Genomic DNA, 13,251 nt, shown 5'->3' on the forward strand with positions numbered 1-13,251 from the left:
GTTATCCTCTCAGTTCTGCAATACGGGCCAGCACCTTCTCGCGTCTGTCGGAATAATCCGCCTGCTTCGCCCGTTCCTCTTCGATGACTTTCACCGGAGCTTTGGCCACAAAGCCCTGATTACTGAGCTTCTTCTCCACACGCTCCACTTCGCTGTTCAGGGTCTGAACTTCTTTTTCGAGACGAATAATCTCCTGATCGATATCAATCAGACCGGACAGCGGCAGAAGCAGCTCCGCTCCGGTAACCACGGCGGACATCATTTTATCCGGCGTCTGCGGCGCAAGGCCTGCTTCGAAGGAAGAGGTGTTGCAGAAGCGCCCGATGTAATTGTCGTTGCGGGAAATAATGTCCAGGGTGTCCTGGCTGCCGGCCTTGATAATCAGCTCGACCTTCTTGCTCATTGGCGCATTCACTTCCGCACGGATACCGCGAACGGCCCGGATAATATCCATCAGCAGGTTCATCTCTGATACTGCCTGCGGATTCTCAAGCGCCGCATCGTACTTCGGCCACTCGGCCAAGGTGATGGATTCGCCCTGATGCGGCAGATGCTGCCAGATCTCCTCCGTAATGAACGGCATGAACGGGTGAATCAGCCGCAGTGTGCGGTCCAGCACGTAAGCCAGAACAGACTGAGTCTTGGCCTTGGCAGCTGCGTCCGCTCCGTATAACGAGAGCTTGGCGAATTCAATATACCAGTCACACAGATCATCCCAGATGAAGTTGTAGAGCAGGCGTCCGGTCTCGCCGAACTCGTACGAGTCAATTAGACGCGTAATATCGCGGGAAGTTTCGTTCAGGCGGTGCAGAATCCAGCGGTCCGCTGTGCCAAGCTCACCTGTAATGTCAATATCTTCAAAGGCTACGCCTTCCAGATTCATCAGCGCGAACCGGGAGGCATTCCAGATCTTGTTGGCAAAATTACGCGCCTGCTCTACCTTTTCCATACGGAACCGCAGATCCTGGCCCGCTGTACTGCCGGTAGTAATCATATAGCGCATGGCGTCAGCGCCGTACTGCTCGATAACATCCAGCGGATCAATACCGTTGCCCAGAGACTTGGACATCTTGCGTCCTTCGGCATCGCGTACGAGTCCGTGCATCAGCACATCGGAGAACGGCTTCTGGCCAGTGAATTCCATGGCTGAGAAAATCATGCGCGCTACCCAGAAGTAGATGATATCGTAGCCGGTAACCAGTACATTGTTCGGATAGTAACGCTGATAGTCGCTGCTGTCCTGATCAGGCCAGCCTAAGGTAGCGAACGGCCAGAGGTTCGAGCTGAACCAGGTATCCAGAACATCCTCATCCTGCTTCAGGTCGGACAGCCCGCTGATGCGGCGTGCTTCTTCTTCATCATGTGCAACTACAAGCTCCCCGGTGGATTCAGAGTACCAGGCCGGAATACGGTGGCCCCACCACAGTTGGCGGGAGATACACCAGTCGCGGACATTCTCGATCCAGTTCAGGTACGTCTTCTCGAAGCGGTCCGGCACGAAATGGACCCCGTCACCGTCCTTCTGTGCAGCGATGGCTGCTTCTGCCAGCGGCTGCATTTTGACGAACCACTGGGTGGACAGATAAGGCTCTACTACGGCCCCGGAACGCTCACTGTGCCCAACCTGGTGTACATGATCCTCAATGGAGATCAGCACGCCTTGCTCCTTCAGGTCGGCTACGATGGCCTTACGGCAGTCGCTGCGGTCCATTCCCTGGTAAGCGCCCGCTTCCTCATTCATCACTCCGCCTTCATCCATTACGTTGATCTGCGGAAGGTTATGGCGGACTCCCATCTCGAAGTCGTTCGGATCATGCGCCGGTGTAATCTTAACTGCACCGCTGCCGAAATCCTTATCTACGTATTCATCGGCAATAACCGGAATCTCACGTAAGGTAATCGGCAGAATCAGCGTCTTACCGATCAGATCCTTATAGCGCTCATCCTCCGGATGTACCGCTACCGCTGTATCGCCCAGCATCGTCTCGGGCCGCGTGGTAGCCACCGTGATATGGCCGCTGCCATCCTTCAGCGGATAACGCAGATGGTACAGATGCCCGTTCACTTCCTTGTATTCAACCTCGATATCTGACAGCGCTGTACGGGCAGCCGGGTCCCAGTTAATAATCCGCTTGCCGCGATAGATCAGGCCCTTCTGGTACAGCTCCACAAATACCTTGCTTACCGCCTTCTTCATTCCATCATCAAAGGTAAAGCGTTCGCGGGAGTAATCGAGGGACAGGCCCATCTTGGCCCACTGGTCATGAATAGTCTCTGCATACTGGTCTTTCCAGGCCCACACCTGCTCCAGGAACTTCTCGCGTCCCAGATCATGGCGGGAGATTCCCTGCTGGCGCAGCTTCTGCTCTACCTTGGTCTGTGTAGCAATCCCTGCATGGTCCGTACCCGGCAGCCACAGGGTATCATATCCCTGCATCCGCTTGGTGCGGATCAGCACATCCTGAAGCGTGAAATCCAGCGCATGTCCGATATGCAGCATTCCTGTTACATTCGGCGGCGGAATCACGATGCTGTAAGGCTCTGCATCCGGCCGCTTGCCGGCTTCGAAGAAGCCCTTCTCCATCCAGTACGCATACCATTTCTTCTCTGCCGCTCCCGGATCATATGTAGTCGGCATGTCGCTCTGCTTGTGATTAGCTGAAGCGGTAGCTTCTGCCGCTTCCTGCTGGTTCGGCAGCTCTGCTGCCGCATTGTTGTTATCAGCCATTGTGAACCCTCCACTGTTAAATGTATTGAGTAGCTAGCGGTTTCTGAGAATACAAAAAGGCCCTTCGTCTCAAAGGACGAAAGGCCATTCTTTCGCGGTACCACCTTTGTTTCGCGCCAATAAAAAATAAACCACTGCCTTAAGTTCCCTTACAGGTTCCTGAAGCTTAGCGCGACACTCATGCAGGGTAACGGCTGCAACCGGCCGCATCCTAACCCGTCTTCATGATGAAGACAAGCTCAGAAGGGCAACTCCGGGGCGACTTCGGGGGCTGCATCCTGCGGGAATTCACACCAATGATAATCCCGCTCTCTGAAGGGCTGACCGCCTACTCTTCCCGTTCCCAGTCTTTATGCTAGTTATTACTTAGTTCAATAATACATTCAGTGTTATCCCTAGTCAACCAGCATATACACAAAGGGCGCGCAGCAGACGTACATTGATGCCTACTCCCCGCTCCAGATCACTTGAACCACATTGAAGCCCTGATGGCTGCCCGTTCCGGGAGCGCCATCCAGCGTAACAGAGAATGTGCTTCCGGCATCAATAATCGAGAAGGCTGAGGCGGAGACTTCCTCAGACTTGGAGGTAGCTCCTTTTTGCACAAAATAGTCCTTGTACGTATTGCCGAGCGTCTCCAGGCTCTGCTTCGTACGGTAGCTGAAGGTTGCGGACGGCTTACCGGTCGCCGAGCCTTCGATCAGATCAAATATCTTCGCGTCCGCCGGAAGCGGGAAATCCGCCGGCAGGCTCTTCGGCCGCTTCACAGAATCTGCTGGTGTTCCAGTGGACGAGCCGCCGGAGGAGACAGCCGGAGCTGCAGCATCACCGATGATGACCCGGCTGGTTGAAGCATCGTAAGTAACAGCAGTGTTCAGCGCTTCGCCGATGGAGCGTACAGGCAGATAAGTGATGCCGTTATAGGTAATCGGGGCGAGGGTTTTGCCGTTGCCGTCTTTGGGCGTGTACGCCTGGCCGTTCACGACGATCCCGATTTTGTTGTTCAGGAGCGCCTTGATCTCCTGCAGATTACTGGCGGCGTAGACACCGGCCGAGACTGTGAGCGTCAAGCTTAGTGCGGCCGCAGTGGCTGCCACTTTTCTCTTCATGTGATATATCATCCTTCCAGAAGTAGTGTACCAGCGCATAGCTGCCTGAATGTGTAATGTATGTAGGCCGGTAGTGACTATTACCCCCGGCTGAACGGTTTGTAAACCAGAAGCGGAGATCGTATATACAGGCCGCATAATAAAAAACGCTTGGGAAGTGGAAACGGCTTACCTGCGCGCCAGCAAAATGTATGCTGTTTTCCGCATACATTCGGGACATATGCCTGCGTGCCAGCAAATGTATGCTGTTTTCCGCATACATTCGGGACATATGCCTGCGCGCCAGCAAATGTATGCTGTTTTCCGCATACATTCGGGACATATGCCTGCGCGCCAGCACAATGTATGCTGTTTTCCGCATACATTCGGGCCATATGCCTGCGTGCCAGCACAATGTATGCTGTTTTCCGCATACATTCGGGGCACATGCCCGCGCGCCAGCAAATGTATGCTGTTTTCCGCATACATTCAGGGCACAAGTAAAAAACACTTATCTACAACAGAAGAGAATCATAATTTCCTATACAACAAAGAAACAGGAACAGCCCCATCCGTAAGGCAAGGGCTGTTCCTGTTAAGCCTGAATTCTCCGCACAGCGTCAATCTCAAGGAATGTATAATACCTGTCCCTCTTCTACAATCTGACCGGACAGCCGGTTATACATAGTCAGCTCCCGGGTGCTTAGCTGGTATTTCTCGGCTATGGTATCCAGCGTCTCTTCCCGCTGCACGATGCAGAGCCGTACCTTGCGGAACAGCTCTGTCCCGCCCATCCCGCCGATGAACCGGCTCTTCCACGCTGTATCATTGCCTGCCTCAGGAACAGCCTGCGCTACAGAGTCTATATTGCCCGAGAGCAGCTCCTCCTGCTCTCTGTTGGCGCGGCTTGCGCTGAGCAGCGAGGAGAAGGTGAGCGGCTCCTGCTCGGCGGCTCCCGGTTCTTTTTTGCTGCCAAGGGCAACCTTGAGATCCTGCTTCTCCTCCTGGGGAGACAAAGATTCCGCAGACAGGAAGACTTCATTGTCTGTGGCCTGGATCTCCTCTGCCGCCTCCCCTCCTTCGTTCCCTTCAAACAGCGCAGCAGCATCGTTGGCAGCGGAGGTAAACACCGGCTCCGGCTGCGACACGGCATGAAGCTTCGCATTGCCCCAATGATCCACAGTGTTCAAGGCAGCGGTGCCTGTCTGAAGCGTGGTGTCCTCCTGAACCGAGCCGTTCACAGCCGCTGGTGCCGTCTTCTCTCTGGAGGTGAGGAAGTGAGCGGAGGCCTTATCAGCCGCCGGCTTGCTGCCTGCCGAAGAAGCCGTATCCAGGCTATGGGTCCTTACTCTGGGTTCCTTGTCCTTCAGGGGTGTGGAGAGATAGGCCGCGGGCTGGCTGTAAGAAGTATCTTCCGCGTACAGCGGCTCAGCTGCTGCCTCAGCCGGAGCAGCGGAGTTCTGATCTTCCGCAGAGCCCTCTGCAGTCCCTTCGCCATAGGTCCAGAGCGAATTCTCATACAGGGTATCATTCTCGGGATTGCGGATTATCTCCTCAGCCGCCCTGCTGTCTCCTGCCTCCGGCGAATACGCTACCGTGTATTCCTCCTGCTGCCAGGCCGGCTGTACATCTGCACTTCCGATTCCGCGTAGCGAGAGCACTCCGGTAATGTTGACGGTTCGCATCGTCAGCAGATCAATATCGAAATTCTCGATCTCCACCCCTATGTCATCAAGTGAGCTGACCCGGGTCAGCGGAACAGTGATTTCAACAGGAATTGCATGCTCCAGACGCTGTGTAAGGTCATCCTCCCCCCGGTAGAGTCCGGTGAGCAGCAGTTGTCCGTGCAGCTCGGCCCGGTCCTCCCGCTGGATGACCTGGATGTCGGGAACCAGCTCGACTTCCTCCAGCTCTGCTATTCCCGGAAGCTCTTCCGAAAGGTGAATGCGTTCATAAATATCAAACCGCAAGCCATGGGACTGGTCAAACACGGGAAATGTCCTCCTTCTTGGCATAATCTATCCCTGAGACAAGCCCAGAGTATAAGCCCAAAATGTTACTCCCCTCATGTATATGCTTCAATCAGGCAGGCATGACAACTTTGCCGCTTCAATTGCGGACAGCGCCTATGCCAGGGGAGGAAGGGCCGTACGTGCATCAGGAATAGAGTAGTGCTGCGGAAGCTTGACACGCATCGTTACGGCAAGCGGATTCCCCGGATCACCCTCGTTAAGCACATCTGCCGGATGAAAAGCTGCCGGCAGCGCACCCGCGCCCGGTTCTTCCCCAAACCGGAGGTGATCCGGAATTCCCGGCCGGCCCGCCCGCAGATTGACCGCTCTCTGGTATACATGCAGCGTACCCGCAGCCATGACATCCAGCGAACGGGTCTGCTCTGCCCAGCGCTTAGCCTGGAGGCCGGTGCGTCTTCTCAGTCCCTCATCCCCCAGCAGCTGCTCCATCTGCAGGGCGAGCTGAGCGGCATCTCCGGGAGGAACAATCCAGCCCGTCTCTCCCTGCCGGACCATCTCCGGCATGCCTGCGGTTCCGGCGACAATCGGCGCGATCCCGGCAAGCTGCGCTTCTGTAACCGAGAAAGGCTGCGTATCCTGGAGTGAGGGCTGCACATAGATGTCGGCAGCCCGGAGTGCAGCCGGAATATTGTTCAATTTCCCGGTGAAATGGACCTTCCCGGCGATACCCAGCAGGCGGGCCTGCTCCATGAGCTCCTCCAGGAGGCTGCCGATTCCGGCCACCGCACAGATCCACCGCTGACAGCGCTGCTCCAGAATGCCTAGCGCCTCTATCAGCACATGGACGCCTTTAATATATTCAAGACGTCCGGCATACATGATTACAGGGATTCCTTCTGCAAATTGAAGCGGCGGCGTCTCTGCGGCCCTGGCTGCATATTGATGCAGGTCCAACCCGTACGGCAAGGTATGAATACGGTCCGGGCTGACCCCCAGGCTCTGCGTAAGCTGTCCGATCCACTCCGAAGAGACCAGAATCTGGTCAGCCGCCTGGGCACCCAGTGTCTCAAGCCTACGGAAGTAGCTCCAGATCGGCCGCTGCTCATAGGCCTCCCGGGTCAGTCCGGGCTCAAGTCCTTTGTACTCATAGTAGGTCTCCTTGGTCAATGCCCCATGAACACTTGCGACCAGCGGAACAGGACGGCGCATGATCCGCCGCAGTGCATATGTGGCTATAGGGTCCTGGGCATGAATGACATCATATTCCTCCAGCCCCAGCACAGCGGCGCCGCCCTCGAATACGTAACGCCCCAGCTCAAAGCTGAAGATGCCATGCTCCAGATGCAGCGAGGGGAACCGGCCGATATCAAGCTGGGGCAGCAGCAGCGAATAGAAGGCTTTTTTATCAAAAGACTCCGTCCGGTTGAGCAAATACAATGTATTGTTCTCCACATGGCTGCCCATCAGTGTAACGGAATGGCCCTGCTCGCCCAGCTTGTCGGCCAGCTGCTTCATATACGTCCAAATTCCGCCCATATTGGTGAGGCCCCAGTAGGTGACCAGCAATATCTTCATGCATTCCTCTCCCCGGCTATAGATGTATTTAGGTACAGGAGCAGTCTGCTCCACCCTAATCAGAATAGTATATGTAGGCTGCGGGCAGGCGGAAAGGGATATATGATCATTCCCTGCAAATTTCAAAAATATCTTTTAATCAAGAATCATCTTTTCGGGTATAATCGGTATAAATCCTGAAAGGAAATTTCCGACATGTCAAAAGCGAGGGTATTTGACCTTTTTCTATTTGTCGCATCCCTGGCTATAGCCTTCATTCCCGCGCATGCTGTAGTCCTGGACGCTACCTATATAAAAGCATTACTGCTATACACTATCTTCTCCAGCATCTACTTTCAATTGCGGATTGTGACCCGGAGCGGGAACTCAACAATCGATTATGCCATCAGCTATACCTCCTCCTTCGGGATTTTTGCCGGTCCGCTCGGCACGCTCCTGTTCGAGACTGTATACCGGTTCATCGTATATTTCTATAAAAAGAAAACAAAAACCGCCGATCCCGGAGAGTTCCTGGATACCTTCTACAATATCGGTTCGTTCACACTGGGCGGCTCTGCTGCGTACTATCTGTATACGGCGCTCTCTCCCCTGGCGGACAAGCTTCCTCTCGGATACTGGCTGTTGTTCCTGCTCGTGGTCTGCGTTACCACCCTGCTGTCCTCCACCTTCCTGGTGCTGACCTTTGCCTTGTCGGGAGATATCAAGACACGCCGGGAAGCGAGGAACCTACTGTTCCGAAGCCGGAATCTGCTGGATTTCAGCAAGGTGGCTCTTAGTAATGCTCTGCTGCTGCGGCTGCTGCAAATGGAGAAATGGGAGATGCTGATCGCCCTGTTCCTGCTCAACTATGTAGTCAGTATCTCGTTCTATTCCAAGTCGCAGAGTGCCCAGCACAAGTATGAACGCGACAAATTCGAGCAGATGGCTTACCGCGACTTCCTGACCGGAACCTATAACCGGGCGCATATGGACAAGATGATGAAGGAGCTGAACCAGGGCGGGGAGTACATCGGGATTGTAGTGGCGGATATCGACCGGTTCAAAAAAATCAATGACAGCTACAACCACGCCGTTGGTGACCGGGTCATTGTTCATTTTGCCAAGACGCTGCAGAAGCATCTGCAGGAACAGGATGTTCTGTTCCGCAGCGGCGGGGAAGAGTTCACGCTCTTCCTAAGGGGCAAGACCTTCGAGGAGTGCAGAACGCAGATTCAGGAGATTCTGGACAGCCTTCACGGTCACACCGTAAGTGCAGAATTCGAGGAGCAGATCATACGCGTGCCCTATTCGGCATCCTTCGGACTCTTTTACTATAAGGCAGACCCGGATCAGAAGACCTCTATGGAAAAAGGGTATGTCTACGCCGACCAGCTCCTGCTGGAGTCCAAGAAGCTTGGCCGCAACCGTCTGTCTTACCGGAATGATGTGCAGCCGTAAGCACATGTTCCCTCCCAGGGGGACTGCGTAGGAGGGACGGGCAGAACCCGCCAAATGTATGCTGTTTTTGGCATACATTTGATCCGTGCGCCTGCGCGGGAGCACATTGTATGCTGTTTTTGGCATACATTCGGTCCGGGCGCCTGCGCGGCAGCACTTTGTATGCTGTTTTTGGCATACATTTAGCCCGTGCGCCTGCGCGGGAAGCACATTGTATGCTGTTTTTGGCATACATTTGGTCCGTGCGCCTGCGCGGCAGCACATTATATGCTGTTTTTGGCATACATTTAGCCCGTGCGCCTGCGCGGGAGCACAATGTATGTTGTTTTTGGCATACATTTGGTCCGTGCGCCTGCGCGGGAGCACAATGTATGCTGTTTTTGGCATACATTTAGCCCGTGCGCCTGTGCGGGAGCACATTGTATGCTGTTTTTGGCATACATTCGGCCCGTGCACCTGCGCGGCAGCACAATGTATGCTGTTTTTGGCATACATTTGGTCCGTGTGCCTGCGCGGGAGCACAATGTATGCTGTTTTTAGCATACATTCCAGCTTCCCCGGCGGAGCAGAAACGGCTCCTCATAATAATGTCCCTAATAAGAACAAGAGCCGCTCTCCGTCAAGCGGATGGGCGGCTCTTAGTGTCCCTATTTTGGAATGCCGGCGGCTACAGTTCAGCAGCCTTAAAGGTATCTCCACCGGCAATCGTGCCGGAGTTAAAACCCTTGTAGAACCAGCGCTTGCGTTGTTCGGAGGTTCCGTGTGTGAAGCTGTCGGGCACCACATACCCTTGGGATCGCTTCTGGATCGTATCATCCCCGACTGCGCTCGCCGCGGTCAGCGCCTCATCCAAATCTCCTTCCTCCAGCAGATTCTGGCCCTGAACATGATGGGCCCATACCCCGGCATAATAATCGGCCTGCAGCTCGAAGCGGACCTGATATTTGTTGAATTCGGTCTCGCTGAGGCGCTGGCGCAGCGAATTCAGCTGCTCGGAAGCGCCCAGCAGGGTCTGCACATGATGACCCACCTCGTGGGCAATCACATACGCCATGGCGAAGTCGCCCGGCGCATTGAACTGCTGCTTCAGCTCATCGTAGAAGCTGAGATCGATATACAGCTTGGCATCCCCCGGACAATAGAACGGTCCGACGGCGGAGCTTGCGGTGCCGCAGGCAGAATTCACGCTGCCGCTGTAGAGCACTAGCGTCGGGTCCTGGTAAGTCATTCCCTGCTCCTTGAAGATATCGGACCAGACATCCTCGGTATCGGCCAGCACCACGGACACGAACTCGGACAGCTCCTTCTCCTGGGCGCTCTGTTCATAGGGGACGCTTGAGTTTGTGCCCGAACCGGTTGAGGTCAGATTCCCCATAATATCGCCGATGTTCCCGCCGCTCAGCAGCGTAACAATTACTATAATCACAATCCCGCTGATTCCGCCGCCAATCAGCTTGCCCCCGCCTCCGCCGCCGCGGCCTCTGCGGTCTTCCACATTAGAACTGCCTCTTCTACCCTGCCATTTCATGGCCTTCCCCCCAGTTATGAATACTCGCGCATGCTGATGTATTTGTACTTATTACTGTTATACCCATAATTGCAGGGGTGCCACTCTCTTTAACAGCGGAGCCGGTCTGTCGACAAATGGAAACAGCATAGCAAAACCCCTCCACAGCCGCAGCCATGAAGGGGTTAACATCGTTTAAATGATGGAACAGCTGTTTATTTTGCAGCTTTGGCCGCACTTAGAATGGCCTTCAGGTAACCTTGAGTATCCACCAGAGTTGCACCGCTTACAGCGTCAACAACTTGCTCTTTGCTTTTGTTAGTCAGTGTAGCTTCAAGGGATTTTATAGTTTTGCCTGTTGCGAATTTCTCGATAGCCGCCAGGTTCTTGTCATAGGCTACTGTCGATTTGGCTTCTTCCGTCATGTGCTCGCTGTAATATTTGGCGTTGGTCTTCTTGGAGGCCAGCACCATATTCGGATCTTTGTAATTCTTGCCGAAGTCCTTGTCCGAGTTCGGTACGCCAGTAGCTACATCGCTACCCAGGAACTGATAATCATCCAGCGAAGCCGCAACGATTACGCCATTCTGGACTACAGCAACCGCTACGGTGAAGCATTTGATGCCATGGGCAGCCGCTTCCACCCGGCCCACCTTAAGCGGTGCACTCGCTGCCGAAGTGACATTGTTCAGAGCGCCGCTGTTCCCTACCCCGACAAGTGCCAACGAGATGCCGGCCACGAGCATTAACTTAGTAACTTTTTTCACAAATATTCCCCCAGTTCATCAAATAGACTGCGCTTACATAATATTTTTATCAATATATTGGAAGCCCGTCAGTTACAAATGTTACTGGAAATCTGCAAATATCTGGATTGTAAATGCGCAGAGGGAAATTAAAGGGGATATTTGGAGACCAAGCTGCCAAAATAGCAGTCAGCCTCCATAGATTAGCTGCACTTCTCTTTAACCGTCACCTTGTCATTCGTGATTATGACCTTGGAATATCCGGATAAAGTTTCGGTGTAGGAGCATACTCCGATGGTTTTGGGAACGTCCGGTTCTCTCGGGTCCGAATACTTCAGATAAACTCCGCCTTCACCGCTTAAGCTAAGCCGGGGCTTAATTTTTACTGTTTTTCCGCTTTTGAGTATCTTGCCAACTTCGTCTACTGAGGCCTCCGCTGATGCGCCGGTTACCACTCCCGTCTCCAGAATACTCAGCTCAAAGTCCGATTGATTGTCCACCGTCACCCGGAAGCTCTGAAGCTGGGCAACCAGACCCAGTACACCGTAGTTGTTGTTCAGTTGCACAACCGCCATTATTCCGGCGGCAATCACCAGGGTCGAGAAGGCTAAGATTCCTAACACTCTGCGATTCCATCTCAATCTCACAGCCAGATCATCTCCTCATATTAGTAAGACGGGCTTGAGCGCGGAAATGTATCAGAGGACACGTGGGCTAACTGGTGGCTACAATGAAATAAGTGGAAAAAGGGCAACTGTTCACCAGTAAATCTACGAATATCCGGCAACAGTTGGAACAACAACACTTATATAACCTGAAAATAAACATATAGGACATATTGAGGAAATTAGATGCCCTAAATCCACTTAACGTTCCCTGGAGAGTAATAGTGCGTAAATTAAATAACATAAATCCACTTCTTGTTCGATGTTTCGGCTGGGGGAGGTCGCACTGAACAACAACTAAAAAGCCGGGCAGCAATCCTCCAGATATCAGAGAAATGCGGCCCGGCTGGGCATGGCATCTATTGAGTTACTTACCTTCACGGAGCCGATTAGGTAATGGCCTACTCCTGATCTACGCCGCCGATTTGCTCGCGCAGGCGGCGCAGATCCTCCGGCCAGGGATCAGATACCTCGATCTTACTTCGGGTCCAAGGGTGGGCGAAAATCAGCTTCTCGCCATGCAGTGCCTGGCGGTCGGAACTCTCCTGCTTCGCCTTGACTCCCGGCTTCGAAGGTGGAGCTGGCGGCTGCTTGCCTTGGACTTGCAAACCAGGGGTAAGGCCTGCCTTCTCCTGCTCTTCGAACCAGGCCGTAATGGCAGATTTCACCTGACCAGGCTCCGAACGAAGGGGCTGCTTCTCCTTAAGGCTGTGGCCGGAAGGAATACCCGCAGTATGCCAGGCCGATCCTCCATAGAGGTCGTCCCCGAAGAGCGGATGCCCCGCATGGCTGAGGTGGACACGAATCTGATGCGTCCGGCCCGTCTCCAGTTGCAGCTTCACTACGGTCCCGCCGGGCAGGGCTTCGCGTCCCACAATCCGTGTTACCGCCTCCTGCCCTCCCGGGGATACCCGCCTGCGCGCCGCATGATGGCGGTCACGGCCGATCGGGGCATCGATCACCGTAAGCTCCGGCGGCACTATGCCTTCAACAATCGCGGCATACAGGCGGGATACGTTCTTCTCACGCATATCCTCATCCAGCACAAGCTGGGCGTATTCATTCTTCGCATACAACACAGGTCCAGTAGTATCCTTGTCCAGCCGGTGGATATGGCGGACGGCAATCCCTCCGCCGGAGGCCGCATAATGCGCGGCTACGAGATGATCCAGCGTCACTTCCGTGCTGCTTCCGTCCGGATGAACCGCCTGACCCGCAGGCTTGTGGACCACAAGGCAGAAGTCGTCCTCGAACAGCACCTCAGCCGCAGCCTCCTGCCATACCGGCTCTATTCCGGCTTCCCGGTGAGGGAACAGGGCCAGCCGCAGCCGGTCGCCCCGCCACTGGATGCCGTTCTCGCGGCGCAGCCGGGCGTGCAGCTTCGCTGGCATCCCGGCTACGCCCAGCAGCCAGGCATCGATGGCGGCCTGCTTGTCGGCAGCCGCTGTAATGACCCGGCCAGGCATGGCTTCCAGCCATTCGCCGCGCCGGGTCCACTTGCCGCCGCCCGCGAAGGGGCCGCTGGCGCCATC

General features: G+C 54.7%; 8 protein-coding genes, 1 pseudogene and 1 other annotated feature. Of the genes and pseudogenes, 1 reads left to right on the forward strand and 8 read right to left on the reverse strand.

What is annotated here, in order from left to right:
* Position 1 precedes the first annotated feature (1 nt).
* The 4 genes from NYE26_RS23600 to NYE26_RS23615 all read right to left on the reverse strand — a co-directional run bounded on the left by NYE26_RS23600 (position 2) and on the right by NYE26_RS23615 (position 7,364).
* Positions 2 to 2,638 (reverse strand): valine--tRNA ligase, encoded by a 2,637-nt coding sequence (locus tag NYE26_RS23600; protein ID WP_339257599.1) that lies wholly within the window; start codon positions 2,636 to 2,638, stop codon positions 2 to 4.
* A 159-nt stretch (positions 2,639 to 2,797) separates the two neighbouring features.
* Positions 2,798 to 3,082: a binding site (T-box leader), on the reverse strand.
* Positions 3,083 to 3,174: 92 nt separating this feature from the next.
* Positions 3,175 to 3,837: a stalk domain-containing protein gene (locus NYE26_RS23605; protein ID WP_339250524.1), complete on the reverse strand. Its 663-nt coding sequence runs from the start codon at positions 3,835 to 3,837 to the stop codon at positions 3,175 to 3,177.
* A 605-nt stretch (positions 3,838 to 4,442) separates the two neighbouring features.
* A complete protein-coding gene (locus NYE26_RS23610) occupies positions 4,443 to 5,807 on the reverse strand; it encodes a LysM peptidoglycan-binding domain-containing protein (protein ID WP_339250526.1) in 1,365 nt (454 codons plus the stop codon).
* A 135-nt stretch (positions 5,808 to 5,942) separates the two neighbouring features.
* A complete protein-coding gene (locus NYE26_RS23615; RefSeq protein WP_339250528.1) occupies positions 5,943 to 7,364 on the reverse strand; it encodes a glycosyltransferase family 4 protein in 1,422 nt (473 codons plus the stop codon).
* 195 nt (positions 7,365 to 7,559) lie between these two features.
* Between NYE26_RS23615 and NYE26_RS23620 the strand changes: the two genes are divergently transcribed.
* The gene (locus NYE26_RS23620) at positions 7,560 to 8,801 is read left to right on the forward strand and encodes a GGDEF domain-containing protein (protein WP_339250530.1); all 1,242 of its coding nucleotides are present in this window, start codon (positions 7,560 to 7,562) and stop codon (positions 8,799 to 8,801) included.
* Between the two features lie 667 nt (positions 8,802 to 9,468).
* Here NYE26_RS23620 and NYE26_RS23625 read toward each other — a convergent pair.
* The 4 genes and pseudogenes from NYE26_RS23625 to NYE26_RS23640 all read right to left on the reverse strand — a co-directional run.
* Complete coding sequence (locus NYE26_RS23625; RefSeq protein ID WP_339250532.1) at positions 9,469 to 10,329, reverse strand: neutral zinc metallopeptidase; 861 nt, start codon at positions 10,327 to 10,329, stop codon at positions 9,469 to 9,471.
* 194 nt (positions 10,330 to 10,523) lie between these two features.
* Complete coding sequence (locus NYE26_RS23630) at positions 10,524 to 11,075, reverse strand: hypothetical protein (protein ID WP_339250534.1); 552 nt, start codon at positions 11,073 to 11,075, stop codon at positions 10,524 to 10,526.
* Positions 11,076 to 11,257: 182 nt separating this feature from the next.
* On the reverse strand, positions 11,258 to 11,677 hold the full coding sequence (locus NYE26_RS23635; RefSeq protein ID WP_339250536.1) for a hypothetical protein: 420 nt from the start codon (positions 11,675 to 11,677) through the stop codon (positions 11,258 to 11,260).
* A gap of 782 nt (positions 11,678 to 12,459) precedes the next feature.
* Positions 12,460 to 13,185 (reverse strand): annotated as a pseudogene (locus NYE26_RS23640) (RNA pseudouridine synthase); the annotation flags it as partial.
* Between the last annotated feature and the right edge of the window lie 66 nt (positions 13,186 to 13,251).

The sequence above is a fragment of the Paenibacillus sp. FSL P2-0136 genome (genome assembly GCF_037975325.1).
Lineage (GTDB): Bacteria > Bacillota > Bacilli > Paenibacillales > Paenibacillaceae > Paenibacillus_AQ > Paenibacillus_AQ silagei.